We start from the raw sequence: 24250 nt of genomic DNA, 5'->3' as shown, positions 1-24250 counted from the left end.
CGGCCGGCCCGCCCGGCCCCCCGCGCGGCGGCCCGCCTGGCCGCGGGGGCACCGCGCGCGCCGCACGATCCCACCCACCCCGGCTCGCTGGAGCCGTCGCGGGCCGCGCACCCGGACCAGCTGGAGCCCAGGCCCGCCCGGGAACTGGCGGCCGGCGCGCCGAGCACGCCGTCCGCGGCGAGCACCACCCGCCTGCAGGCCCAGCCGGGCCAGCCCGTCGAGGCCAAAACCGCGCGCCTCTCGGTGCCCACGAACGCGGCCCCGGCCGCACCCGGTCGCGAACGGCCGGCCGACGTGCGGGGCCCGGCGGCGCCGCGGCCACCGGCGCCCCCGTCGCCGGCACCGACACCGTCGAGCGGTCAGACCCGGGCAATTCCGGTGCCGCCCAACAACTCCGGTGAGCACGACCCGGCCGACCCCACCGCCGCCCTGCCGGTGATGGGTTCGGACGCCAACGACTCCGACGCGGCCACCGAGAAACTCAACGCCCGCGGGCAAGGCGAGAACGGCGACCGGCGTCGCCGCGGCGCCGGCGGGGGCGTCAGCGCGCAGGATCTGCTGCGCCGCGAGGGACGGTTATAGGGTCCGACTCTCAGTCGGGCTCGTCCGGTTCCGCCTGCACGACGACCCCGGCCTCGTCGGCGTCCTCGGTCTGCTTTTCGGACTCGGCGGAGGGATCCCGGGCGAGCAGCACCTGAACCGCGTTGTTGAGGAAAGCGACCGTCGGCACGGCGAGCAGGGCCCCGACGATCCCGGCGAGCACGCCGCCGGTGGAGATGGCCAGCACCACCGCGAGCGGGTGGATCGAGACGGCGCGGCCCATCACCAGCGGCTGCAGCAAATGCGCCTCGAGCTGGTTCACCGCGATCAGCAGGCCCAGCGTGATCAGCGCGTAGACCAGGCCCTTCGCCAGCAGGGCGACCACGACCGCCAGCAACCCCGAGATCAGCGCACCGATCAGCGGAATGAAGGCGCCGAGGAACACGATCGAGGCCAGCGGCAGCGCCAGCGGGATGCCCATGATCGCCAGCCCGGTGCCGACGCCCGCGGCGTCGGTCAGGGCGACCAGGAAGGTGGCGCGCACGTAGCCGATCAGCGAGCCGTAACCGGCGTTACCCGCCTCGCGCACCCGCGCGCGGGCGTTCTCCGGGAAGATCTTGGTGACGTACTGCCAGATGTTGCGCCCGCCGTAGAGGAAGAAAATCAGCGTGAACAGGGCCAGTACCGCGGCCGTCACCAGTTCGGTGATCGTCGCCGCCGTGGACAGCGCGCCGCTGGTCAGCTTCGACTGATTGTTGTGCAGCGCCTGGATCGCGGCGTTGCCCGCGTTGGAGATCTGCTCGCCCCGCAGATGCAGCGGGCCCTCCATCAGCCACCGGCGGCTGGAGTCGATGCTGCGGCTGATCTGCTCGGTGAGGTCGGGCAGACCGTAGACGAACTGGACGATGACGAACGCCAGGATGCCGCCGAAGATCGCGAACCCGCCGAACATGACCAGCGCCACGGCCGCCCCGCGCGGCAGGCCCCGCTTGTCTATCCAGTCGACGGCCGGCACCAGCAGCGCGCTGATCATCAGCGCCAGCAACACCGGAACGACGATCACTTCGAGCTTCTTGACCACCCAGAGCACCGCCACCACCGCGGCCAGGATGACCAGCAAGCGCCACGACCAGGCGGCGGCCTTTCGGACCAGGGGCTCGACGGACCCAGCCTCCAAGGCGTGGTCGGGGTTTGCCGGCATCAGGCCAGCCTATCTGGCGGCGGCGCGCCGCGACCGGCCGTCGCGCGTCCCCCGCGCCGACGGACCCGGCACGATCCGGTTACGACCCCGACACAGTCGGAGCTTCGCCTCGCTGGCCGCGCCACCTGCGCGGTTACCCTAAAGCACGTGTCGCACGACGCACCCGCCCGCAAGCTGGACCTGACGCGCGAAGAGACCCCGCGCGGCAGGTACTGGTGGGTGCGCTGGGTGGTCCTCGGGATCGTCGCGATCGTGCTTGCTGTCGAGATCGCGCTCGGCTGGCGTCAGCTGGCGAAAGCGTGGATGAGCCTGTACGAGGCCAACTGGTGGTGGCTGCTCGCGTCGGTGGTGGCGGCGGCCGCGTCGATGCACAGCTTCGCCCAGATCCAGCGCACCCTGCTGAGATCCGCGGGCGTGCACGTCAAGCAGCTGCGCTCGGAGGCCGCCTTCTACGCCGCCAACTCGCTGAGCACGACGCTGCCCGGCGGGCCGGTGCTGTCGGCGACGTTTCTGTTCCGTCAGCAGCGGCTCTGGGGCGCCTCCACGGTGGTGGCGTCGTGGCAGTTGGTGATGTCGGGCGTGCTGCAGGCGGTGGGGCTGGCGCTGCTCGGCCTGGGCGGCGCCTTCTTCCTGGGGGCCAAGAACAACCCGTTCTCGTTGCTGTTCACGCTGGGCGGCTTCGTCGCGCTGCTGCTGTTGGCCCAGGCGGTGGCGTCGCGCCCGGACCTGATCGAGGGGATCGGCAGCCGGGTGCTGTCGTGGGTCAACTCGCTGCGCGGCCGGCCGGCCGACACCGGCCTGGGCAAGTGGCGCGAGACCCTGATGCAGCTCGAGTCGGTGAGCCTGGGCCGCCGCGACCTGGGGGTGGCGTTCAGCTGGTCGATGTTCAACTGGATCGCCGACGTCGCCTGCCTCGGCTTCGCGGCTTACGCCGCCGGCGATCACGCGTCGGTCGCCGGGCTGACGGTCGCGTACGCCGCCGCCCGCGCGGTCGGCACGATTCCGCTGATGCCGGGCGGCCTGCTGGTGGTCGAGGCGGTGCTGGTGCCCGGCCTGGTCTCCAGCGGGATGTCGTTGCCGAGCGCCATCTCGGCCATGCTGCTCTACCGGCTGATCAGCTGGTTGCTCATCGCCGCCATCGGCTGGGTGGTGTTCTTCTTCGTGTTCCGAACCGAGACGGACGGGGGCGCCGACGACGACGACCCCATCACCGGCCCGCTGGCCGTGCTGCGCGACGGTGACCCGCCCACCGACCCGACGGAGGCCGCGCTGCAGGGTCCGCTGCCGCCGCCCGAGCCCACCCACGAAATCGACCGCTAGTTCGCGGCTTTGAGTGTTAACCCAGGGCGGGATTCCGGCCGATATTGCGCCCAGGCTTCACCCTCGCGGCCCACGCTTCACAATCAACGGCGAGGGCAGCCGGCCGCTGGTTAGTGCGCCCCGCCGATCGTCACGCCGGGCAGCAGCGGGGCCGGGGCGCTGCCGACCGGGGAGGCGCCCGGGGCGCCGCCGCCGGGCAGCGCGGGCACGCCACCGGGCAGGCCGCCCGCCGCGCCCTGCGCCTGCTGCATCATGCCCATCGCCTGCGGGATGCTGATCGGCAACTTGCACTGCGTCGACAGGCTGGTCAGCGGCGACGCGATCGACGTCATGTCGCCGGCCACCTTCGGGTTGGCCTCGAAGTAGGACTTCAGCCCGGTCAGCGACTGCGGGCCGGCCTGCTGCTGCAGCATCGAGGTCATCGCCTGGTTGGTCTCGGGATGCGAGTCCAGGTAGTCGCCCATCGACTTGGAGACCGAGCCGATCGTCCGGGCGATCTCGCTGGCCGCGCACGGGTCGTTGGCGCCGGTCGCCGGTGGCCCGGCGAGGACCGCGACGGCGGCGCCGGGCAGCGCGACGGCAAGCAGCCCGGCGAAGATCCTGCGGCGCCCGGTCGCGGTGCCTGTCGTCATGGGTCACTCCTCAAAGTTCGCGTCGGGTGTGCCCAGCGCCGGACCCCTCGCAAACGGCTGCAGTAGACGGCATTTCGCGTCGGAGTCCCCCCGGAGTTTCCCGAGCCCCGCGCGGCCACCCGACATCCTGCCATCCCCACCCCGCCGCTGCTACTTCGTGTGATCCACGTCCCGGTTGGTCACCAGTTCACAACGCCTGGGCGGCGTCTTGGCAACATCCGTGTCGTTGCAGCTCAGGATGCAGATAACCCGACATAATCCACAGCCTGCTGCGGTATCCTCGCCTGCACGCATTGCGTGAGAACCCGGGGAGTGAAGAAATCCAGCAGTTCATGATGCGCCTCAGTCGCAGCCTGCGTAAGTACCGCTGGTTGGTCTTCACAGGCTGGTTGCTGGCGTTGGTGCCGGCGGTGTATCTGGCGATGACGCAGTCGGGAAACCTCACCGGCGGCGGTTTCGAGGTGGCCGGCTCCCAGTCGCTGGCGGTGCACGACCAGCTCGAGGACCTCTACCACGACCAGGGCGCGTCGTCGTTGGCGCTGGTGGCGGCCCCGCGCCCGGACGCCAGCTACGCGGACATCAACGACGCCGTCGCGCAGCTGCGGCAGATCGCCGGCGAGTTCCCCGGCGTCAGCGAGGTCCCCAACCCCACCCAGCGGCCGCCGCAGCCCGACCGGCCGTACGTGATCTCGCTGCGGATGGACGCGCGCAACGCGGGCACCAGCGACCTCGCCAAGCAGCTGCGCCAAAAGGTCGGCATCAGGGGCGACCAGTCCGGCCAGACGGCGGACGGCCGGGTGCGGCTCTATGTGATCGGGCAGGGCGCGCTGAGCGCCGCCGCCGCGGCAAACACCAAGCACGACATCGCGGCCGCCGAAAAGTGGAACCTGCCGATCATTCTGGTCGTCTTGCTGGCGGTGTTCGGTTCGCTGGCCGCCGCGACGATCCCGCTCGCCCTCGGCATCTGCACGGTCGTGGTCACCATGGGCCTGGTCTACTTCCTGTCGGCGTACACGACCATGTCGGTGTTCGTGACGTCGACGGTGTCGATGTTCGGGATCGCGCTCGCGGTGGATTATTCGCTGTTCATCCTCATGCGTTTCCGCGAGGAACTGCGCGCCGGGCGCCAGCCGAACGAGGCCGTCGACGCCGCGATGGCCACGTCGGGGCTGGCGGTGGTGCTATCCGGGATGACCGTCATCGCCTCGCTGACCGGCATCTACATCATCAACACGCCGGCGCTGAAGTCGATGGCGACCGGCGCGATCCTGGCCGTGGCGGTGGCGATGCTGACGTCGGCCACCTTGACGCCGGCGGCGCTGGCGACGTTCGGCCGGGCGGCCGCCAAGAGGTCGCGCCTGCTGCACTGGTCGCGCCAGCCGGAGGGCAGCCAGTCCCGGTTCTGGATCCGGTGGATTTCAGCGGTGATGCGCCGGCCGTGGGCGTCGGCGGTGGCGGCGTCGGTGGTGCTCCTCGTCATGGCCGTGCCGACGGCGTCGATGGTGCTGGGCAACAGCCTGCTGCGCCAGTTCGACTCGGCGCATGAGGTTCGCGCCGGCGTCGGAGCGGCCGCCCAGGCGCTCGGGCCCGGCGCGCTCGGCCCGATCCGGGTGCTGGTCACGTTTCCCGACGGGGGCGCGGCGTCGCCCGAGCACAGCCAGACCGTCACCGCGATCCGACAGCGAATGACGCAGGCCCCCAACATCGTTTCGGTGTCGCCGCCGCAGTTCGCCGAGGACAACGGCAGCGCCCTGCTGTCGGCGGTGTTGTCGGTCGATCCCGAGGACATGAAGGCCCGCGAAACCGTCGGCTGGATGCGCGCGCAGCTGACCAAGATCCCCGACGCGGGAACCGCGCGCGTGGACGTGGGCGGCCCGACGGCGCTGATCAAGGACTTCGACGACCGGGTGTCGCAGACCGAGCCGCTGGTGCTGCTCTTCGTCGCGCTGATCGCGTTCGTGATGCTGCTGATCTCGATCCACTCGATCTTCCTGGCGCTCAAGGGCGTGCTGATGACCCTGCTGTCGGTCGCCGCCGCCTACGGCAGCCTGGTGGTGGTCTTCCAGTGGGGCTGGCTGAGCGACCTCGGTTTCACCCAGATCAGCTCGATCGACAGCACGGTTCCCCCGCTGGTGCTGGCGATGACCTTCGGGCTGTCGATGGACTACGAGATCTTCCTGCTCACCCGGATCCGGGAACGCTTCCTGCACTCCGGGAACACCCGCGACGCGGTCGCCTACGGCGTGAGCACCAGCGCCCGCACGATCACCAGCGCCGCCCTGATCATGATCGCGGTGTTCATCGGGTTCGCGTTCGCCGGCATGCCGCTGGTCGCCGAGATCGGCGTGGCGTGCGCGGTCGCGATCGCGGTCGACGCCACGGTGGTGCGGCTGGTCCTCGTCCCGGCGCTGATGGCGATGTTCGCGCAGTGGAACTGGTGGATGCCCCGGTGGCTGCGCCGCGTGCTGCCGTCGGTCGACTTCGACCGGCCGCTGCCCCAGGTCGACCTCGGCGACGTGGTCGTCATCCCCGACGACATCTCGGCGCTGGCCGCGCCCAGCGCCGACCTGCGGATGGTGCTCAAATCGTCCGCCAAGCTCAAGCACCTGGCGCCCGACGCCATCTGCGTGGCCGACCCGCTCGCGTTTACCGGGTGCGGGCGCAACGGCAAGCTCGGCCCGACCGAGAAGGGCCCGGGCGACCGCGGCCTCGGCCCCGGACAGATCCCGCACCAGGTCGACATCGACGACGGCGGCGCGGGGATCGGGGCGAGCCCGGCCAAGAACGGCAACGGCCACTCGCCCGCCAAGAAGCTGGTCGGCGGCCTGGCGTCGCGCAACGGCATCGCCCGCGCGCTCGCCGGGGATAGGCCCGTCCATCCGGTCACGCTGTGGCGGGGCCGCCTGTCGGTCGCGATCGACGCGCTGGAGACCGACGCCGGGGCGGCGGACCCGCCGCCGTACGAACGGCGCAGCCCGGTGGAGACCACCCACGTGCAACTGCCCACTGGGGATCGGCTGCTCGTCCCGACCGGCGCGGAGGCGCTGCGCCTCAAGGGCTACTTGATCATGCGCCGTAACAGCAGCCGCGATTACGCCGACTTTGCAGACATGGTTGACAACGTGGAACCGGAGACCGCCGCGGTGGTGCTGGCCGGCATGGACAGGTATTACTGTTGTCAAACACCCAGGCGGGAATGGATGGCCACCCAGTTGGTCCGCCGGCTCGCGGACCCGCATCCCTCCGATATCAGCGACGAATGGTCGGATTCCGACGCGAAAGCGGACTGGGACGACGTCAGGCAGCGCTGCCTGTCGGTGGCCGTCGCGATGTTGGAGGAGGCGAGGTGACGTTGGCATCCGAACGGCGCTCGGCACCGCCGCCCGAGCGGCCCGCCGGCGAACAACGCACGGCCGGTGGCCCGTTTGCCGACCCCGAGCAGCCCGTCGAGTTCTGGTCGACGTCCGCCATCCGTGCGGCCCTGCAGGGCGGCGACATCGCCACCTGGAAGCTCATCGCCGCGGCGCTGAAGCGCGACCCGTACGGCCGGACCGCCCGCCAGGTCGAAGAGGTGCTCGAGGGGACGCGCCCCTACGGCATCGCCAAGGCCCTGTGGGAGGTGCTGGAGCGCGCCCGCACCCACCTGGAGGCCAACGAACGCGCCGAGGTGGCCCGGCACATCCGGTTGCTGATCGACCGGTCGGGCCTGGGCGAACAGGAATTCGCGTCACGAATCGGGGTGTCGCCCGAGGACCTGGGCAGCTATCTCGACGGCAGCAGCAGCCCCACGTCGGCGCTGATGATCCGGATGCGCCGGCTGTCGGACCGATTCGTCAAGGTGAAGTCGGTGCGGTCGGCCGATTCCAACTGACGCGTCACCGGGCATTCATCGGCGTCACGTTGGACACCAGCCAGGCGTCGCCGCGTTTGGCCAGCGTCACCCGCAGCGCGGGCGCGGCCTGACTGGGCGGCTGGCCGGGTGCGTTCTGGGTGACCCGCAGGATCACGGCCACGCTGGCCGCCGCCGGCCCCAGCGCCTCGACCCCGGCCGCCAGCGTCGCGGCCTGCGCCGTCACGTTGTGCTGGGCCAGCTCCGCGCTGGACTTTCGGTACTGCTCCCGAAACGCGTCCGCCTGGTCCGGCACCATCATCGCCGCGGCCCGGTCGATCGAGCTGGTCGGGGCGCTCGGGGTGAACGACGCCATCGCCTCGGCCATGCCCGCGGCGATCTGGACCACCTCGCGGGTGTCCTTCTTGAAGGTGCGGTCCGTCCGGGTCCAGTGCGTGTACCCGGTCGCCACCGCCGCGCACAGGGCGGCCGCGCACAGGAAGACGACGGCCAGCCGCAGCCCCGGCGCGTCGTCGTCGGTGCCGACGCTGACCGAATCGCGGCGCAGCAACCAGAAGTTGACGCCCACGCCCTCGACGATCAGCAGCACCAGGACCGAGCACGCCGACACCCACCACAGCGGCCAGCCGAGGATCAACCCGATCGCCAGCAGCGCGGCGATCGCGGCCAGCGGGGCCGCGATGTCGAAGGCCAGCAGGCGCCAGATGTTTCTCATCGGATGGAACTCAGCCCGGAGATCATCAGCTTGCCGTCGACGTCGGCGACCTCGAGCCGCAGGTTCCAGTGCACGACCTGCGGCTTGGCGCCGACGTTCTCGCTGACCGACGTCGCGATCAGCATCACCGAGTCCATCCGGCTGGCGAACGGCGGCAGCTTGGTGGTCACCACCGGCCGGGAGGCGCCGGGCTGGGTGTCCAGGTCGCGGTGCACCGTCTCGATCGCCACCGCCTCGATCCGGCCGGCGCTCTGCGACTGCAGCTTCTGCACCACCTGCCGGTAGGGGTCGACGGCCGCGTCGAAGTCGGTGTTGAGTTCGCCGACCGTCCCGTCGTGCAGCTTTTGCAGGCTGGCGTCGATGTTGCCGCTGTTCATGTTGATCAGCACGCCGGTCCACTCAGCGGCGGTCTGCATGACGCGGGTCAGGTAGACGCGCTCGGCCAGCTCGTCGCGGTGGCCGGACCAGATGACGTAGCCGAGCACGACGGCGGCGACCGCCAGCACGCCGAGCACCGTCGACGCGATGCCGTAGGGGGAGAAGATCCGTCCGTCCGCGGGTCCGGCCTCGTCTTCGTCGTCGGACTCGGCGTCGTCTTCGGCTTCGACGTCGTCTTCGGTTTCGACAGCCTCGGCGTCGTCGGACATGGGCCGATCGTCGCATCCAAAAGAAGATGGAAGGATGGCGGGGTGACTGTAGAGGCCATTCGATCGGGCGTCGACCTGAGCTTTGTCGACGCGAACGCCCGCCCCCAAGACGACCTTTTCGGCCACGTCAACGGCCGCTGGCTGGCGGACTACGCCATTCCGCCGGACCGGGCGACCGACGGCGCGTTCCGCGCGCTGTACGACCGGGCCGAGGAGCAGGTGCGCGACCTGATCACCGAGGCGGCCGGCGAGCAGGGTGCCGCGGAGGGCACGGATCTGCAGCGCATCGGTGACCTTTACGCCAGCTTCCTCGACGAGGACACGGTCGAGCGCCGGGGCGTCCAGCCGTTGCTCGACGAGCTGGCCGTCATCGACGCCTGCGCCGACACCGCGGCCCTGGCCGCCGCGGTCGGTGCCCTGCAGCGCACCGGGGTCGGCGGCGGCGTGGCGATGTACGTGGACACCGACGCCAAGAATTCGGCCCGCTACCTGGTGCACTTCGCCCAGTCGGGCATCGGGCTGCCCGACGAGTCCTATTTCCGCGAGGAGCGGCACGCCGAGGTGCTGGCCGCCTACCCGGGCCACATCGCGCGGATGTTCGGGCTCGTCTATGGCGGGGGCCCCGAAACCCACGCGGACACCGCGGCCCGGATCGTGGCGCTGGAGGCCAAGCTGGCCGCCGCCCACTGGGACGTGGTCAAGCGCCGCGACGCCGACCTCACCTACAACCTGCGCACGTTCGCCGAGCTGCGGACCGACGCGGCCGGCTTCGACTGGGACGGCTGGGTCACCGCGCTGGGCGGCGCGCCCGGCTCCGTCGCCGAAGTCGTTGTGCGCCAACCGGATTACCTGGCCGCGTTCGCCGCGCTGTGGGACAGCGAGGACTTCGAGGACTGGAAGCGTTGGGCGCGTTGGCGTGTGATCCGCGCCCGCGCCTCCTGGTTGACCGACGACATCGTGGCCGCGGACTTCGACTTCTACGGTCGGCTGCTGACCGGCACCGAGCAGATCCGGGACCGCTGGAAGCGGGCGGTGGCCCTGGTGGAGAGCCTGATGGGCGACGCCGTCGGAAGGCTTTACGTGCAGCGGCATTTCCCGCCGGGCGCGAAGGCCCGAATCGACGCCCTGGTGGACAACCTGAAGGCGGCGTACCGCCAGTCCATCGGCGAGCTGGACTGGATGACGCCGCAGACCCGCGAGCGCGCGCTGACCAAGCTGGAGAAGTTCACCGCCAAGGTGGGCTACCCGGAGAAGTGGCGGGACTACTCGAAGCTGGTCATCGACCGCGACGACCTGTACGGCAACTACCGGCGCGGGTACGCGGTCAACCACGACCGCGAGCTGGCCAAGCTCGGCGGCCCGGTGGACCGCGACGAGTGGTTCATGACGCCGCAGACGGTCAACGCCTATTACAACCCGGGGATGAACGAAATCGTCTTCCCCGCAGCCATTTTGCAGCCGCCGTTCTTCGACGCCGACGCCGACGACGCCGCCAACTACGGCGGCATCGGCGCGGTGATCGGCCACGAGATCGGGCATGGCTTCGACGACCAGGGCGCCAAATACGACGGCGACGGCAACCTCGTCGACTGGTGGACCGATGACGACCGCACCGAGTTCGGCGCCCGCACCAAGGCGCTGATCGAGCAGTACGACGCGTACGTGCCGCGGGGGCTCGGCGACGGCCACCACGTGAACGGCGCCTTCACGGTCGGCGAGAACATCGGCGACCTGGGCGGGTTGTCCATCGCGCTGCTGGCCTACCAGCTGTCGCTGAACGGCCAGGCCGCCCCGGTCATCAACGGCCTCAGCGGCGTGCAGCGCGTGTTCTACGGCTGGGCGCAGGTGTGGCGCACCAAATCACGTGAGGCGGAGGCGATCCGGCGCCTCGCGGTGGACCCGCACTCCCCGCCGGAGTTCCGCTGCAACGGCGTCGTGCGCAACATGGACGCGTTCTACGACGCCTTCGGCGTGGCCGAGGGCGACGCGCTGTACCTGGCCCCGGCCAACCGGGTCAGGATCTGGAACTAGGCCACCGCCTCGATGCGCGCCGGCACGTGCTTGTGCCACGGCGTCCCCGCGTAGCGGTCGCGCCATTCCGTGGAGGTAAGCGCGTTGGGGGCGACGCCGGGAACCACGGTGCGCCCGTCCTCGCCGACGTAGTCGAGCCCGAAGCCGTTGGGCAGGGCGGCGTGCCCGGCGAGCATGGTCTCGGTCACCTCGACGGTCGCCTCGGCGCTGCCGGCCGCGGTGCTGACGCGCGCCCGGCCCCCGTCGACCAAACCAAGGTCCTGGGCGTCCTCGACGCTGACGCGCAGCGCCCCATTGGCGTCGCGTCTGCGCCAGGACGGGTCGCGGAAGATGTCGTTGGCGGTGTAGGCGCGCCGCTCGCCCACCGACAGCACGATGGGGAATTCCGGCGTGGTCAGCTCGGACGGCGCCGCGGCCAAAGCCCTTAGGTCGTCCAGCATTTCGGGGATCTCCAGCGCGATCTTGTGGTCGGCGTGGCCGATCAGCGCGAAGTCGTCCTCGTAGGTGTGCAGGGTGAACGTGACACCGGACGGGTTGTCCAGGATCGCGTCGAACAGCGCGTTGCCGTCGGCGTGACCGGCCCGCCGCACCGCCTCGGGGTAGGCCATCGCGGTCTTCTGGGCCAGCCCCCAGGCGGCCGCCGCGCCGGCCAACCCGTCCGGCAGCGTCGGCCCCAGCGTCTCGTAGAGCACATACGGAATCAGCTTCGCCACAGTGGGATTGGCGGCCACGGCGCCGAGGAACGCTTCGGCGTACGCCTGCCGGCCCCGCCGCGCCGCCTCGTGCAGGGGGCGCAGTTCGGCGTCGTCGAGCACGCCCAGCGCGCGCACCAGGCGCGCCCAGATCTCCGGTTCGGGCAGCGTCCCGGGCAGCGGCTCCAGCAGCGGCCGGCGCAATTGGAAAGCGTTGCCGGGGAATTCGAAATTGAAGAAGGTTGCCTCGGGCTTCTCGAACTGGGACGCCGCGGGCAGCACGTAGTGGGCGAGCCTGGCGGTTTCGGTCATCGCGACGTCCACGACCACCATCAGCTCCAGCGTCGCGAAGGCCTCGCGGCATGCGGCCGAGTTGGCCAGCGAATGTGCGGGATTGGCGCTTTCGACGATCATGGCCCGGAAGCGGTCCGGGTGATCGGTCAGGATCTCCTCGGGCACCGCGTTGCTCGGGATCAGCCCGGCGATGATGGGCGCACCGGTGACCGGCGTGCGGCCGGAGACCTGGCTGAACAGCGGCGCGAACGACGAATGCAGGTGCTGCCCACCCTTTTTCGCGAAGTTGCCGGTGAGGATCCACAGCATCTTGTTCAGGTAGGAGCACAGCGTGCTGTTCGGCGCCTGCTGGATCCCGAGGTCCTCGAACACGGCCACGCTGGCGGCGGCGCCGATGCGCCGCGCGGCCGCGCGCAGCAGCTCCTCGTCGACCCCGCAGCGCTGCGCGTAGTCGCCGACGGGAACCTCGCGCAGCGCGGCCCGGACGGCGTCGGCGCCGCGCACGTGCTCGGCGAGAAACGCTTCGTCGCAAAGGCTTTCCTGGACGAGGACGGCGGCCAGCGCCGCCAGGCACCAGGCGTCGGTCCCGGGCCGCACCCGCAGGTGGAAGTCGGACATCTTGGCGGTGTCGGTGACGACGGGGTCGATCACGATCATCGACCGCTCGGGGTCCTTGGCGATCTCGTTGAGCACCACCCGGGCGCGGGGAAAGCTCTGTGACATCCACGGGTTCTTGCCGACGAACACCGACACCTCGGCGTGCTCGAACTCGCCCCGCGTGTGACCGCCGTAGAGCTGCCCGTCGACCCAAGCCTCGCCGGTCTTCTCCTGCGCCAACGCATTTGACCGGTACCGCGCGCCGAGCGCCTTCAGGAACGCGCCGCTGTAGGCCCCGCCCAGGTGGTTGCCCTGGCCGCCGCCGCCGTAGTAGAAGATCTTGTCGCCGCCGTAGGCGTCGCGGATGTGCTTGAAGCCCTCGGCGATCTCGACAATGGCGGTGTCCCAGTCGATCTCCTCGAAGGTGCCGTCGGCGCGGCGGCGCATCGGCGAAGTCAGGCGGGCGCGGTTGTTCTGGTAATGGTCCAGCCGCAGCGCCTTGTTGCAGGTGTACCCCTGCGAGGCGGGGTTTTCCTTGTCGCCCCGGATGCGGGCCAGCCGGCGATCCTCGACCTGCACGACGATGCCGCAGTTGCATTCGCAGAGGATGCACGCGGTGGGCTGCCAATCGGTGGTCGTCATTGCGGGTTCCTCTCGGAGAGCTCGGCCGCGAGCAGTCGGTGTAGCTGGCGGTGTACGACATCGAGGGGCGTCAGGTCGCGCCGCACCCGGGCCAGCACGATCGCGCCCTCGAGCGCGCTGGTCGCCAGCACGGCGAATTCGCCGGCACGGTCGGGAGCCACGCCGTCGGCGACGACGCGCGCAGCGATCAGGTCCGACCAGCGATCGAACACCGCCGCCGCGCGCTCGACCACCGGCGCCATCCGCTCGCGGTCGGATTGCTCGCCGGCCTCGACGGAGACCGCGACGACGGGGCAGCCCGCGCGGAAGTCGCTGTCGAGCAGCTGGCGGCGGTACTTCTCGATGAGGGTGTCCAGCAGCTCGAGGCTGCCGCCGGCCTCGGCGATGACGCCGGCCACGTGCTCGCCGGCGTAGTCGACCGCCTCGCAGAGCAGCTGGGTCCGCCCGCCCGGGAAGTAGTGATAGGCCGACCCGCGCGGCGCGCCGCTGTGCTCGAGAACCTCCGAGATGGCGGTGGCGTGCGCCCCGCGCTCCCGGATCAGCAGCGCGGCGGAAATCACCATCCGCTCGCGGGGGCTACGCATATGTATGATGCTATACATAATTGCCGCTCCCGCGAAAGGGGCCGACAAACACAAAATCGCCCCATCCCGAGCCGGGACAGGGCGATTTTGGTCGGCTGAGCCGTTAGTTCATCCAGTCGGCGGAGCCGTCGTTCTTCTTGTAGTCGCCGCCGGTCGAGTTCTTCACGATGATCGGATCGCCCGGCCCGAAGTTGTCGAAGAACCACCTCGCGTTGCTGGGGCTGATGTTGATGCAGCCGTGGCTGACGTCGCGCTTGCCCTGGTCGTCCACCGACCACGGGGCGCTGTGCACGAAGTCGCCGACGTTGTCGAAGCGGACGGCCAGCTCGACCGTCACCTTGTAGCCGTATGTGGAGTTCACCGGGACCCCATAGGTCGAGGAATCCATCACCACCGAGGGCATCTTCTCCTGCACGTAGTAGGTGCCGTTGGGGGTCTGGTGGTTGCCGGACGTCATGCCCATCGACATCGGGATGGTCTTCTCCACCGTGCCATTGCGGGTGACGGTCAGTTGGTGCGTGGCGTCGTCCGCGGTGGCCACCAGGGTGTCACCGGTGTGGAAGCTCATTACGGTGCCGCCGGCGTCGACGGTGACGTCGGTGTGGGCGGGCCAGAAGCTCAGCGGGCGCCAGCGGAGCTGGGTCGGAGTCATCCAGTAGAACTTGCCCGGCACCGGCGGGGTCGACATCACGTGGACCGCGTCGATGGCCGCGCCCGCGTCATCGACCCGGCCCGGGAAGTTGATGATGATCGGCTGGGCCACGCCCACCGTCGCGCCGTTCTTAGGGACGAACGAGGGCGGCCCGAACGGCGCCGTGCCGGTGAACGGCGTCGGGTTCTGCCCGGCGGCGGGACCCGAGGCCGCCGGCTGGGCGCCGGGGAAGGTGAATGGCGGTGGCGCGAGCGGGTCGGCCGGCGGCGGCGCTGCGACGGGCGGTGGCGCGGGAGGTGCGGGCGGGTCCGCGGGGGCCGCGACGGTCCCTGGGTCGCCCGGGCCCGGGTCGGGATCGGCGAGCGCGGGCACCGCGCCCAGCACCAGGGCCCCGCTCAACACGGAAGCCAATCCGGCCGCCTTCAGAGCCGCAAACATACGCATCCCTCCAGTCGATTACTCCGAAATAGTGTGGCATAGCGCGCACCCCAGCTACCTATCGCGCGGCGGGCGGCGCACCGGTGCGTGCCCGGGTCGACCCCGCTGACCTGCGCAGCTATGAATTGCGTGAGCTTGCCGGGGCAACGACAGGAGCAGGGTCCAGCATCTGTCGATTGGCGGCCATGCCGGCCAGCGCGGCGCCCATCAGCCCGGCGGAGGCGGTCAGCATCAGCGCGACGCTGCGCTCGTAGAGGAGTCCCCCAGCAAGGGAACCGGCCATGATGCCCACCTGAAACGCCGTCACGTACAGGCCCGAGGCGCCGTCGGGGTCGTCGGCCCCGTTGCGCATCGCGGCGGACTGCAGCATCGGCGAGACGGCGGTCGCCATCGCGCCCCACAACACGATGGCCCCGATCCCGACCAGTGCGACCGAATAGTGGGCCCCGGCGCGTCCGCCGCCGAACGCGAGCGCCGTCAACACAGCGAAGGCGACGGTCAACCCCGCCATGCAGAAGAGCACGGCGCCGCGGGGCCGGCGGTCCAGGGGCCGCGCCACCAGACCCACGGCGAACACCCCGGCGGCGCCGTAGGCAGCCAGCACCCAGGCGAGGTTCGGCCCGCGCACACCGACGACCTCGCGGATGATCACCACGATGTAGGTGTACGACACGAAATGGCCGGTGACGCCGACCATGGTGATGAGGCTGACGACGATCAGGGCGCGGTTGCGGTGGTGCCGCGCCCGCGGGCCCACGCACTTGAGCTGGTCGGCGGACAGCACCAGCTCGGGCAGCAGCAGCCAGGCCGCCACGGTCACGATGGCCGCGGCGACGGTGACGCAGACCGCGGCCAGCCGCCAGCCCCACATCAGGCTCAAGGCGGCCGTCAGCGGGCTGCCGATCACCAGCGCCAGGCTGGTGCCGATGTAGATCGACATGGTGGCGCGGCCGGCGTGGCTCGGCGGCACCAGCCGCGTGGCGATCGGGGCGATGATCGACCACAGCAGCCCGTGGGTGAGCGCGCACAGCACCCGCCCGACGGCCAGCACCGCGAAGTTGGGCGCGAGCGCCGAGATGAGCTGCGAGACGGTCAGGCACACCAGGCTTACGACCAGCGCCCGCCGGCGCGGCCAGTGCGCCGTCCAGCGCACCAGCGGAAACGTCGACAAGGCCGCCACCAGCGCGTACCAGGTCAGCAGGGTTCCCACCAGGACGACGCTGACCTGCAGGTTCCGCGCGATCGCCGAGAGCGCGCCCACCGGCAGGATCTCCGCCGTGACATAGGTGAAGGCCGCGGCCGCCAGCACCGCCAGCTGCGCCGCGACCCGTGGCGTCCACGTTCGCGCGGCAGTGGTGGCGGCTTCGACAGTCATAGGATCGGGTACGCAATCGGCCGGGCGAGGCTGCTGGGCGAGATCACGCTGCACCTACCGTACGCACCGCAACAATAGGTTCCCCGCAGTTAGCGGTTCAACACGCCTACCGAGAAGCGGTCACGAACGGACCAGGCGCGCGATCGCGGCCGAGGCTTCGGCCAGCTTGTCGTCGGCCTCGTCGCCGCCCTCGGCCACGGCCCGGGTGACGCAGTGGTTCAGGTGCTCGTCGAGCAGATTGAGCGCCACCGACCGCAAGGCGCTGTTGACCGCGCTGATCTGGGTGAGGACGTCGATGCAGTACTTGTCTTCCTCGATCATGCGCGCGATGCCGCGCACCTGGCCCTCGATGCGCCGCAGCCGCTTGGCGTAGTTGTCCTTCTGCTGCGAGTAGCCGTGCTCGGTCGTCATGCGTCCATGGTACTTGGTACCCCGACGGGGTATGCCGGCAAATATTGGTTTGGTCGCGCCGCGCATACTTGCACGATGGCCCCTGACATCAAGCCCCGTAGTCGTGACGTCACCGACGGCCTGGAGAAGGCCGCCGCCCGCGGCATGCTGCGGGCGGTAGGCATGGGGGACGAGGACTTCGCCAAGCCGCAGATCGGGGTGGCCTCGTCCTGGAACGAGATCACGCCGTGCAACCTGTCCCTGGACCGGCTCGCCAAGGCGGTCAAGGAGGGCGTGTTCTCGGCCGGCGGCTACCCGCTCGAGTTCGGCACGATCTCGGTGTCCGACGGCATCTCGATGGGCCACGAGGGCATGCATTTCTCCCTGGTGTCCCGGGAGGTCATCGCCGACAGCGTCGAGACCGTGATGCAGGCCGAGCGCCTGGACGGCTCGGTGCTGCTGGCGGGCTGCGACAAGTCGCTGCCCGGGATGCTGATGGCCGCGGCGCGCCTCGACCTGGCGGCGGTGTTCCTCTACGCCGGCTCAATCTTGCCGGGGGTGGCCAAGCTCTCCGACGGCAGCGAGCGCGAGGTCACGATCATCGACGCGTTCGAGGCCGTCGGGGCCTGCGCGCGCGGGTTGATGCCGCGCGAGGACGTCGACGCGATCGAGCGCGCGATCTGTCCCGGCGAGGGCGCCTGCGGTGGCATGTTCACCGCCAACACCATGGCCAGCGCCGCCGAGGCGCTGGGCATGTCGCTGCCGGGCAGCGCGGCGCCCCCGGCCACCGACCGGCGCCGCGACGGGTTCGCCCGGCGCAGCGGCCAGGCCGTCATCGAACTGCTGCGCCGCGGCATCACCGCGCGCGACATCCTCACCAAGGAGGCGTTCGAGAACGCCATCGCGGTGGTGATGGCGTTCGGCGGCTCCACCAACGCGGTGCTGCACCTGCTGGCCATCGCGCACGAGGCCGGCGTGGAGCTGTCGCTCGAGGACTTCAGCCGGATCGGGTCGAAGGTGCCGCACCTGGCCGACGTCAAACCTTTTGGTCGCCATGTGATGTTCGACGTCGACCACATTGGCGGGGTTCCCGTGATCATGAAGGCGCTGCTTGACGCGGGCCTGCTGCACGGCGACTGCCTGACCGTCACCGGCCAGACCATGGCCGAAAACCTCTCGGCCATCGCCCCGCCCGATCCGGACGGCAAGGTGCTGCGGGCGCTCGACAACCCGATCCACCCGACCGGCGGCATCACCATCCTGCGCGGCTCCTTGGCGCCCGACGGCGCAGTGGTCAAGTCCGCCGGCTTCGACTCCAACGTGTTCGAAGGCACCGCAAGGGTTTTCGACGGCGAGCGCGCCGCGCTGGACGCCCTCGAGGACGGCACCATCACCAACGGTGACGCCGTGGTGATCCGCTACGAGGGCCCCAAGGGCGGCCCGGGGATGCGCGAAATGCTCGCCATCACCGGTGCGATCAAAGGCGCCGGACTGGGCAAGGACGTGCTGCTGCTGACCGACGGCCGCTTCTCCGGCGGCACCACAGGCCTGTGCGTCGGGCACATCGCCCCGGAGGCGGTCGACGGCGGACCGATCGCGTTCCTGCGAGACGGGGACCGAATCCGCCTCGACGTCGCCAACGCCACGCTCGACGTCGTGGGCGATGAAGCCGAATTCGCTTCTCGGCGGGAGGGTTTCACTCCACCGCCGCCGCGCTACAAGACCGGCGTGCTGGCCAAGTACGTTAAGCTGGTCGGCTCGGCGTCGAGCGGCGCAATCTGCGGCTAGCCGTGAGTTGCCGCCTCGCGCGTGCGCATGCCGAAGTAGGTGGCGTTCAGGCCCAGGAACGTCAGCAACGCGCCCGCGACGACATTCGACCAGATCATGCCGGCGGTCGCGGTGAAGCCCGGCAGCACCCACGGCGCGACGACGAGCCACACGCCGAGCACCGGCAGCGTCCACGTCATCCCGTGGGCGCGGTCCAGGGCCGTCGCGAAGCCGTAGGCCAAGAACGCCACCGCGATCCCGACGATCAGGTCGGACGTGGCAAGCGATCCCGTCCCGCTGAATCCCACCATCCACGGTGAGGCCGCCACGTAGAGGCCCGTCAAAAGAGCCAGGCCGAACGTGACATGCGCGCTCGTCGACTCGGCAACGCGCTCGTAATTCGCGCGCAGAGCCAACAAATCAGGGTGGTGATCTATCGATGAATGGACCGTACTCATTTTGTGACCTTTCTGTTATGCAGCAAGCCTTTTGAGCCAGGCTGCACCCATCCATCCACTGTCAAGATTACGCTCGCGCGTCGCCCAATTCGAGGCGCGGCGTAGCGTCGTGGGCATGGACGTTGCGGACCGGCTGCGGCTCGATGTTCCGGTGGCGCAGGCCGGAATGGGCGGCGGCATCGCGCGGGCTCCGCTGGCCGCCGCGGTCGCCAACGCCGGAGGGCTCGGAACCCTGGGCATCGCCACCGCCCGGCAGCTGCGGGCGTCGATCGACGAGGTACGCGAGCGGGCGCCCGGCCGTGCGGTCGCGGTAAACCTGTTGATGCCCTTCGTCCATCGCAAGCACGTCGCGGTCTGCGTCGACGCCCGCGTGGACGCCGTCGTGCTGGCGTTCGGCGAAAAGCGCGGGCTCGTTGAGCACCTGCGCGAGGCGAGGATCTTCGTGTTCGTGATGGTCGGCACCGAGGCGCGGGCGCGCGCCGCGATCGCCTGGGGCGCCGACGGTTTGATCGCCCAGGGGCGCGAGGCGGGCGGCCACCTCGTCGGGACCATGCCCGCCCTGCAGTTCCTGCCCCAAGCCCTGAAAGCTGCCGGGACGCGTCCGGTGTTCCTGGCCGGCGGCATCGCCACCGCCGCAGATACGCGCGCCGCGCTGGACGCCGGGGCCCGCGGGGTCGTGGCCGGCACGCGGTTCCTGTTGACGCACGAGGCCAACGCGAACCGGGAATATCAGCGCCGAGTCATCAACGCGGACAAGACCATTGAGACGAACCTGTTCGGCCTGAGCTGGCCGCTTCGCCACCGCGTGGTGCCCAACGCGGCGACCCGCCGCTGGTGCGGCGACGACGGGAAGGCCAAGGTGTTGCCCGCCGCCCTCAACGCGGCGAGCCGCCCGCTTTCGGTTCTGGGCTATTTCGACGCGGGCGCGCTGATGCGGCTGCAGTCGCCGGGCCGCCCGTTCTTCACCCCGCTGGCGCCCGTGGCCCGTGTGCCCGATTCCTGGCTGGACGGCGCCGCCCTGTACGCCGGCGAAACCGCGCTGCGCATCGGCGAACTCACCTCCTCCGCGCAAGCGGTCGCCGACCTCACCCCGCGGTGACGGCTACCGCACCGACGCGAAGGCGAAACCGTCCCATTGCTTGGCCCCGACCGTCTGGATCACCGCGGTGTCCAGCCGTGGGTGCTCGCCCATCAGCTGCAGCGTCCGCCGCGTCGCCCGTACCCGCTCATCGTCGCAATCGGGATCGAGGATCCGGCCCTCGCGAATGACGTTGTCCACCACGATGACCGAGCCCGGGCGCGCCAGCCGGACCGCCCACTCCAGGTACCCGGCGTTGTTCTCCTTGTCGGCGTCGATGAACACCAGGTCGAAGGGCCCGCCGGTCAGCGTCGGCAACGTGTCGAGGGCGGCGCCGACGATCACCTCCACGCGGTCGGCCACGCCGGCGCGCTGCAGGTTGGCCCGCGCGACCTCGGCGTGCTTGGGCTCGTATTCCAGCGTCACCACCCGCCCCTGCGGGCCCGCGCCGCGCGCCAGCCAGATGGTGCTGAAGCCGCCCAGCGTGCCGATCTCGAGGACGCGGCGCGCCTGGATGGCACCGGCCAGCAGGCACAGGAATTTCCCCTGCTGCGCGGACACGGCGATTTGGGGTAACCCGGCCGCGTCGCTGGCCTGGAGCGCCGCGGCCAGGGCCGGATCGTCGCCTACCACGGTGTGGTCCAAGAATGCGTCGACGTCTTGCGGGGTCGGGTTTTCCGTCATGCCGCCAACGCTAGGCTGCGGTGTTTACCGGATACCCATAGGGGGTATATAGTGACCGGTGTCCACCACGACAGAGAAGGGTGATCTAAATGGCCGAGTACGACGCGGGAACGTTGCTGAGCTGTGGCCACGAGGGCTGCGGATGTCGGGTTCGCATCGAGGTTCCCTGCCACTGCTCCGGCGCGGGTGAGCCGTACCGCTGCACCTGCGGCGACGAGCTGACCCCGGTCGAGTAACCGCGCGCCGGGCCGGTCGCGCGTTCGGCCGCGCGGATCCCAGCGATCAGCGCCCGAACGCGCGACCGGCCAGCTCGACCCGGGCGTCCAGCCGCAGGGCGGCGGCCGACGCGCCGACAGCCATCTCGTGACCGCCGGTTGCGATGCGCCAGGTTTGCGCGCCGTCGTCGTAATGGGCGAGCAGGCGCGGATCGGCCTCTATGGTCACCCGGCGGGTCGCGCCCGCCTCGAGCTCCACGCGCTGAAATCCCAGCAGCCGCAGGCATCGCTCGCCGGGGGCCGCGGTGAGGTACAGCTGCGGGACGTCGGCCCCGGCCCGGTCACCGACGTTGGCGACGGTGAAGCTCGCCGCGACGCTTTCTCCGCCGGTCACCACCAGGTCCCGGTATTCAAAGCTGGTGTAGGACAGGCCATGTCCGAACGCGAACATCGGTGCCAGGCCGTTGCCGGCGAACCAGCGGTAGCCGACGTCGGCACCCTCTAGGTAGTCGATCGTCGTCGGCGTCCCCCACGGGGCGTCCGGGTCGGGCAGCTCCGGGCGCGGCGTCTGGCCCAGGTCGACCGGGAAGGTGATCGGGAGCCGGCCCGACGGATTCACCTGCCCGGCAAGGATTTCCGCGATCGCCCGGCCGCCGGCCTGGCCCGGATACCAGGCCTGCACGATGGCGTTCGCGGAATCCCGCCACGGCATGGCCACCGGGTTGCCGGTCTCGAGCACCACGACGGTGTTCGGGTTGGCCGCCGCCACGGCGGCGATCAGCGCGTCTTGGCCCCACGGCAGCGCGAGGTCGGCGCCGTCGAAGCCCTCGCCTTCGGCGCGGACGGCGAACACGATCGCGATGTCGGCGCGGCGCGCCGCCCGCACCGCCTCCGCGGGGCTGGCGCCGGGATCGAAATCGATCTGCGCATTGGGAAGTTGGGTGCGCAGCTCGCTCAGCGGGCTCGACGGCAGCAGGTACAGGTTGCGTAACCCGGCCTCCAGGCCGAGTCCACCGATCGGGATCACCCCGGCGTAGCCGCCCGGGGGGACCACGGCGCTCGAACCGTAGCCGGCCGCGACGCCCAGCTGCGCGTATCCACCGATGACGGCGATGCGCGCCGCGGACTCGGGCGCGATGGGCAGGACCCCGCCGTTGGCGAGCAGCACGATGCCCTGCCGCGCGACCTGCAACGCAATGTCGTTGTGCGCGTCCAGATCCGGTGCGGGCGCGGACTCGCGCCGCTCGACCCCGACCGCGAACATCGACCGCAGGATCCGCCGGACCATGTCCGACAGGCGCTCCGGAGGCAGCCGCCCGTCGGCGTGGGCGACCCGCAGGGCCTCGCCGAACGCCTCGGATTGCCACAGCAGCGCGTCGATTTGCGCTCCGCACTCCTGGTCGAGGCCGGCCAGCGCGCACTCCCAGCCGGGCGTCCCGCCCCAGTCGGACATGACCCAACCGCGGTATCCCCAGGCGCCTTTCAGCACCCCGTTGATCAGGGCGTGGTTGGCCGCGGCGTAGTCGCCGTTGACCTTGTTGTAGGCCGCCATCACGGCGCCGGGCGACGAGCGCTCGATGGCGATCTCGAAGGCCAGCAGGTCGGATTCGCGGTGCGCGGCGGGATCGATGACCGCGTCCAGCCAGTGCCGGTTGGTCTCGTTGCAGTTCAGCGAGAAGTGCTTGACCGTCGAGATGACGCCCTGCTCCTGGATCCCGTTGACCGACTCGGCGGCGATCGCGGCCGTCAAAAGCGGGTCCTCGGAAAGGTATTCGAAGTTGCGGCCGTTGCGCGGGTCGCGCGCCAGGTTCATCGCCCCGGCGAGCTGCACGTTGAACCCGCGGCTGCGCGCCTCCCGGCCGATCACGGCGCCGGCGGCGCGGGCCAGCGCCGGGTCGAAGCCGGCGGCCAGCGCCAGGCCGGCCGGCAGCGCGGTCCGGGGCTCGCCGGGGCGGCAGCCGGGGTTGGTGATGCCCAGGCCGGCGTCGCTCATCAACAACGCCGGGACACCGAGCCGCGGAACCCCGGGCGCGTACCCGGCGCTCATCGGGACGCCCGCCGGGATGCGGTCGTCGCGCAGCGGCCAGAGCTCGCCCGCGCCCATTACCCCGACGATCAGCGCGAACCGCTCGTCGTCGGTCATTTGGGCTTCGACCTCGCGCGCCCGCGCGTCGGGATCGCTCACCGCACCCCCTCTTTGGCGTAGACGACACGCAGCACGTGCCCGAGTTCGGGTCCCATCACCAGCTCCGCCAACTCGCAGATGGTCGCGACGAATTCCGGGCCGTGCGCCGGCTCGGCCCGGCACAGGTGGTGCGCGACCTCGTGCAGCACCACCAGCTCGCGCAGCGCCCAGTCGGCGGTGTCGCGGTCGGGAACCGCGATAGTGCCTGCGCCGTCATGGTTTTCGTAGTGCGCCGCGGTGGCGGCCCGCCGCGACCGCACCCGCAGCGGCGAGACGTCGGGCCAACGCCGCCGCACCGACGGCAGCGCGAGCACCTCGTCGACGTAGCGCTGGACGGAGGCGATCGACCCGAATCTCCCCTCGGGCGGCAGGGTCAGCTGCGTGCCGAAGAACTCGACGGAGGGCGATCCGTGCTCGGCGGCGCGGTCGAACAGCGTCCGGACGAAGTCCTCGGCCGCGTATACCTTGGCGCGCTGCAAATCGCGGGCCGTTGTCACCGGCGCAGTGCGCTCCGGGCGCCGGGCAGTTCGGGGCTGTTCCCGAGCCGCGCCCGCCGACCGGCCCGGTCGCCCGCCCGGCGTGCGGCCGACGAGTACCCCGCCGTCGCGCGGCTGACTTGATAGGTGCCGCGCGCCTTTGACGCCCCGCGGTAGAAGTCCCGCAGCTCGAGTTCCTTGTCGCGCAAGGCGATCGCGGTGCCGGGCGGGCGGCGGCGGTCCTTGGTGGCCTCGCGGGTGGCCTCCTCGCGCGCCTCGGCCAGGCGCTGACCGACGCGCGCCCCGAACGCGAGCTGAAAGTTGAGGCGGGCCGTGATCGTCGGCGTCGGGCGGTGCGCGCCGGAGGCCAGGTAGGCGTCCGACGCCCGCACCATCTGGACGACCAGGCTGGCGTAGAGGGCGTGCGTCGCGTCGATGTCCTCGGCGAAGCCGTACGCGTAGACGAATGTCGAGTTCGACGCCACGTCGCAGCGCACGTCGTTCGCCAGGGCGATCACCACGAAAAGCTGCACATACGTCCGCAGCCCGCGGGTGCCGGCCGCGCCGATGGTGATGGTCCGCTGCGTCGGGGCCTGCACCGGCGAGCGCTTGGCCGCGTGCGACCGCGCCACCGCCAGGTCGATGGAGGCCGCCGTCGCCAGCCGCTGCGCCGCGCTCAGGAAGGCGTCCGCCTCGTGCGAGTTGTCGGTGCCCTCGGCCTGACGCAGCAGCGCGGCGATGCGAGCCAGCATCTTGTCGTCCGTCATGTGCGCCAAACTAGCGCAGC

Annotated in this window: 21 protein-coding genes and 1 pseudogene; 8 read left to right on the top strand and 14 right to left on the bottom strand. The window is 70.7% G+C overall.

Annotated features, from left to right (window positions below):
- Positions 1-582: pseudogene (locus A5655_RS28160) on the top strand (hypothetical protein); the annotation flags it as partial.
- A 10-nt stretch (positions 583-592) separates the two neighbouring features.
- Here the strand turns inward: A5655_RS28160 and A5655_RS02730 are convergent.
- Positions 593-1741 (bottom strand): AI-2E family transporter, encoded by a 1149-nt coding sequence (locus A5655_RS02730; protein ID WP_067005266.1) that lies wholly within the window; start codon positions 1739-1741, stop codon positions 593-595.
- A 147-nt stretch (positions 1742-1888) separates the two neighbouring features.
- Here A5655_RS02730 and A5655_RS02725 point away from each other — a divergent pair, with 147 nt between their 5' ends.
- Positions 1889-3061: a TIGR00374 family protein gene (locus tag A5655_RS02725; RefSeq protein ID WP_067005264.1), complete on the top strand. Its 1173-nt coding sequence runs from the start codon at positions 1889-1891 to the stop codon at positions 3059-3061.
- 110 nt (positions 3062-3171) lie between these two features.
- Here the strand turns inward: A5655_RS02725 and A5655_RS02720 are convergent, their stop codons facing one another.
- Complete coding sequence (locus A5655_RS02720; protein WP_067005262.1) at positions 3172-3693, bottom strand: hemophore; 522 nt, start codon at positions 3691-3693, stop codon at positions 3172-3174.
- A gap of 332 nt (positions 3694-4025) precedes the next feature.
- Here A5655_RS02720 and A5655_RS02715 point away from each other — a divergent pair, with 332 nt between their 5' ends.
- A complete protein-coding gene (locus A5655_RS02715; protein ID WP_067005260.1) occupies positions 4026-7043 on the top strand; it encodes an MMPL family transporter in 3018 nt (1005 codons plus the stop codon).
- Positions 7040-7564, top strand: a complete 525-nt coding sequence (locus A5655_RS02710; RefSeq protein WP_067005258.1) for a hypothetical protein — start codon at positions 7040-7042, stop codon at positions 7562-7564. Before A5655_RS02715 ends, A5655_RS02710 begins: the two co-directional genes overlap by 4 nt.
- A 4-nt stretch (positions 7565-7568) precedes the next feature.
- Here A5655_RS02710 and A5655_RS02705 read toward each other — a convergent pair whose 3' ends face one another.
- Both A5655_RS02705 and A5655_RS02700 read right to left on the bottom strand, forming a co-directional pair.
- Complete coding sequence (locus A5655_RS02705) at positions 7569-8258, bottom strand: hypothetical protein (protein WP_067005256.1); 690 nt, start codon at positions 8256-8258, stop codon at positions 7569-7571.
- Positions 8255-8905: a hypothetical protein gene (locus A5655_RS02700; RefSeq protein ID WP_067005250.1), complete on the bottom strand. Its 651-nt coding sequence runs from the start codon at positions 8903-8905 to the stop codon at positions 8255-8257. Before A5655_RS02700 ends, A5655_RS02705 begins: the two co-directional genes overlap by 4 nt.
- Positions 8906-8947: 42 nt before the next feature.
- Between A5655_RS02700 and A5655_RS02695 the strand changes: the two genes are divergently transcribed.
- Positions 8948-10936 (top strand): M13 family metallopeptidase, encoded by a 1989-nt coding sequence (locus A5655_RS02695; RefSeq protein ID WP_067005248.1) that lies wholly within the window; start codon positions 8948-8950, stop codon positions 10934-10936.
- Here A5655_RS02695 and A5655_RS02690 read toward each other — a convergent pair.
- The 5 genes from A5655_RS02690 to A5655_RS02670 form a co-directional block, all read right to left on the bottom strand.
- Positions 10933-13161: a molybdopterin-dependent oxidoreductase gene (locus A5655_RS02690; RefSeq protein ID WP_067005246.1), complete on the bottom strand. Its 2229-nt coding sequence runs from the start codon at positions 13159-13161 to the stop codon at positions 10933-10935. The two genes, A5655_RS02695 and A5655_RS02690, sit on opposite strands and share 4 nt — an antisense overlap.
- Positions 13158-13745: a TetR/AcrR family transcriptional regulator gene (locus tag A5655_RS02685; RefSeq protein WP_067005240.1), complete on the bottom strand. Its 588-nt coding sequence runs from the start codon at positions 13743-13745 to the stop codon at positions 13158-13160. The genes A5655_RS02690 and A5655_RS02685 overlap by 4 nt, the downstream gene beginning before the upstream one ends.
- A 103-nt stretch (positions 13746-13848) precedes the next feature.
- The gene (locus A5655_RS02680; RefSeq protein WP_067005238.1) at positions 13849-14841 is read right to left on the bottom strand and encodes an Ig-like domain-containing protein; all 993 of its coding nucleotides are present in this window, start codon (positions 14839-14841) and stop codon (positions 13849-13851) included.
- A gap of 112 nt (positions 14842-14953) precedes the next feature.
- A complete protein-coding gene (locus tag A5655_RS02675; protein ID WP_067005236.1) occupies positions 14954-16210 on the bottom strand; it encodes an MFS transporter in 1257 nt (418 codons plus the stop codon).
- A gap of 120 nt (positions 16211-16330) precedes the next feature.
- On the bottom strand, positions 16331-16621 hold the full coding sequence (locus A5655_RS02670) for a metal-sensitive transcriptional regulator (RefSeq protein ID WP_067005235.1): 291 nt from the start codon (positions 16619-16621) through the stop codon (positions 16331-16333).
- A 75-nt stretch (positions 16622-16696) separates the two neighbouring features.
- Between A5655_RS02670 and ilvD the strand changes: the two genes are divergently transcribed.
- Positions 16697-18388, top strand: coding sequence for a dihydroxy-acid dehydratase (gene ilvD / locus A5655_RS02665; protein WP_067005234.1), 1692 nt, complete (start codon positions 16697-16699; stop codon positions 18386-18388).
- On the opposite strand, the gene A5655_RS02660 is transcribed toward ilvD, so the two are convergent.
- A complete protein-coding gene (locus A5655_RS02660; protein ID WP_067005232.1) occupies positions 18385-18825 on the bottom strand; it encodes an SPW repeat protein in 441 nt (146 codons plus the stop codon). The genes ilvD and A5655_RS02660 overlap by 4 nt on opposite strands.
- Before the next feature lie 115 nt (positions 18826-18940).
- Here A5655_RS02660 and A5655_RS02655 point away from each other — a divergent pair, with 115 nt between their 5' ends.
- Positions 18941-19924 (top strand): nitronate monooxygenase, encoded by a 984-nt coding sequence (locus tag A5655_RS02655; protein ID WP_067005229.1) that lies wholly within the window; start codon positions 18941-18943, stop codon positions 19922-19924.
- 3 nt (positions 19925-19927) lie between these two features.
- Here the strand turns inward: A5655_RS02655 and A5655_RS02650 are convergent, their stop codons facing one another.
- A complete protein-coding gene (locus A5655_RS02650) occupies positions 19928-20587 on the bottom strand; it encodes an O-methyltransferase (protein WP_067005227.1) in 660 nt (219 codons plus the stop codon).
- A gap of 89 nt (positions 20588-20676) precedes the next feature.
- Between A5655_RS02650 and A5655_RS02645 the strand changes: the two genes are divergently transcribed.
- Positions 20677-20823, top strand: coding sequence for a metallothionein (locus A5655_RS02645; protein ID WP_067005225.1), 147 nt, complete (start codon positions 20677-20679; stop codon positions 20821-20823).
- A 46-nt stretch (positions 20824-20869) separates the two neighbouring features.
- Here A5655_RS02645 and A5655_RS02640 read toward each other — a convergent pair whose 3' ends face one another.
- Genes A5655_RS02640 through A5655_RS02630 form a run of 3 tightly spaced genes read right to left on the bottom strand, consistent with a single transcriptional unit; the run spans position 20870 to position 24230 of the window.
- Positions 20870-22987, bottom strand: coding sequence for a beta-glucosidase (locus A5655_RS02640; RefSeq protein ID WP_197508572.1), 2118 nt, complete (start codon positions 22985-22987; stop codon positions 20870-20872).
- Positions 22984-23484: a TIGR04338 family metallohydrolase gene (locus tag A5655_RS02635; RefSeq protein ID WP_082978439.1), complete on the bottom strand. Its 501-nt coding sequence runs from the start codon at positions 23482-23484 to the stop codon at positions 22984-22986. Before A5655_RS02635 ends, A5655_RS02640 begins: the two co-directional genes overlap by 4 nt.
- Positions 23481-24230 carry a DUF2786 domain-containing protein gene (locus tag A5655_RS02630; RefSeq protein WP_067005223.1) on the bottom strand — a complete coding sequence of 250 codons (750 nt, stop codon included), beginning with the start codon at positions 24228-24230 and terminating at the stop codon, positions 23481-23483. Before A5655_RS02630 ends, A5655_RS02635 begins: the two co-directional genes overlap by 4 nt.
- Between the last annotated feature and the right edge of the window lie 20 nt (positions 24231-24250).

This window comes from Mycobacterium sp. 1081908.1 (assembly GCF_001673535.1).
GTDB lineage: Bacteria > Actinomycetota > Actinomycetes > Mycobacteriales > Mycobacteriaceae > Mycobacterium.
This window is presented reverse-complemented; position numbering and strand designations above follow the sequence as displayed.

Coding starts and splice junctions, on each gene's coding strand:
- A5655_RS02730 (WP_067005266.1), bottom strand. CDS start 1,741: ATGCCGGCAAACCCCGACCACGCCTTGGAGGCTGGGTCCGTCGAGCCC.
- A5655_RS02720 (WP_067005262.1), bottom strand. CDS start 3,693: ATGACGACAGGCACCGCGACCGGGCGCCGCAGGATCTTCGCCGGGCTG.
- A5655_RS02715 (WP_067005260.1), top strand. CDS start 4,026: ATGATGCGCCTCAGTCGCAGCCTGCGTAAGTACCGCTGGTTGGTCTTC.
- A5655_RS02705 (WP_067005256.1), bottom strand. CDS start 8,258: ATGAGAAACATCTGGCGCCTGCTGGCCTTCGACATCGCGGCCCCGCTG.
- A5655_RS02700 (WP_067005250.1), bottom strand. CDS start 8,905: ATGTCCGACGACGCCGAGGCTGTCGAAACCGAAGACGACGTCGAAGCC.
- A5655_RS02690 (WP_067005246.1), bottom strand. CDS start 13,161: ATGACGACCACCGATTGGCAGCCCACCGCGTGCATCCTCTGCGAATGC.
- A5655_RS02685 (WP_067005240.1), bottom strand. CDS start 13,745: ATGCGTAGCCCCCGCGAGCGGATGGTGATTTCCGCCGCGCTGCTGATC.
- A5655_RS02680 (WP_067005238.1), bottom strand. CDS start 14,841: ATGCGTATGTTTGCGGCTCTGAAGGCGGCCGGATTGGCTTCCGTGTTG.
- A5655_RS02675 (WP_067005236.1), bottom strand. CDS start 16,210: ATGACTGTCGAAGCCGCCACCACTGCCGCGCGAACGTGGACGCCACGG.
- A5655_RS02670 (WP_067005235.1), bottom strand. CDS start 16,621: ATGACGACCGAGCACGGCTACTCGCAGCAGAAGGACAACTACGCCAAG.
- ilvD (WP_067005234.1), top strand. CDS start 16,697: ATGGCCCCTGACATCAAGCCCCGTAGTCGTGACGTCACCGACGGCCTG.
- A5655_RS02660 (WP_067005232.1), bottom strand. CDS start 18,825: ATGAGTACGGTCCATTCATCGATAGATCACCACCCTGATTTGTTGGCT.
- A5655_RS02655 (WP_067005229.1), top strand. CDS start 18,941: ATGGACGTTGCGGACCGGCTGCGGCTCGATGTTCCGGTGGCGCAGGCC.
- A5655_RS02650 (WP_067005227.1), bottom strand. CDS start 20,587: ATGACGGAAAACCCGACCCCGCAAGACGTCGACGCATTCTTGGACCAC.
- A5655_RS02645 (WP_067005225.1), top strand. CDS start 20,677: ATGGCCGAGTACGACGCGGGAACGTTGCTGAGCTGTGGCCACGAGGGC.
- A5655_RS02630 (WP_067005223.1), bottom strand. CDS start 24,230: ATGACGGACGACAAGATGCTGGCTCGCATCGCCGCGCTGCTGCGTCAG.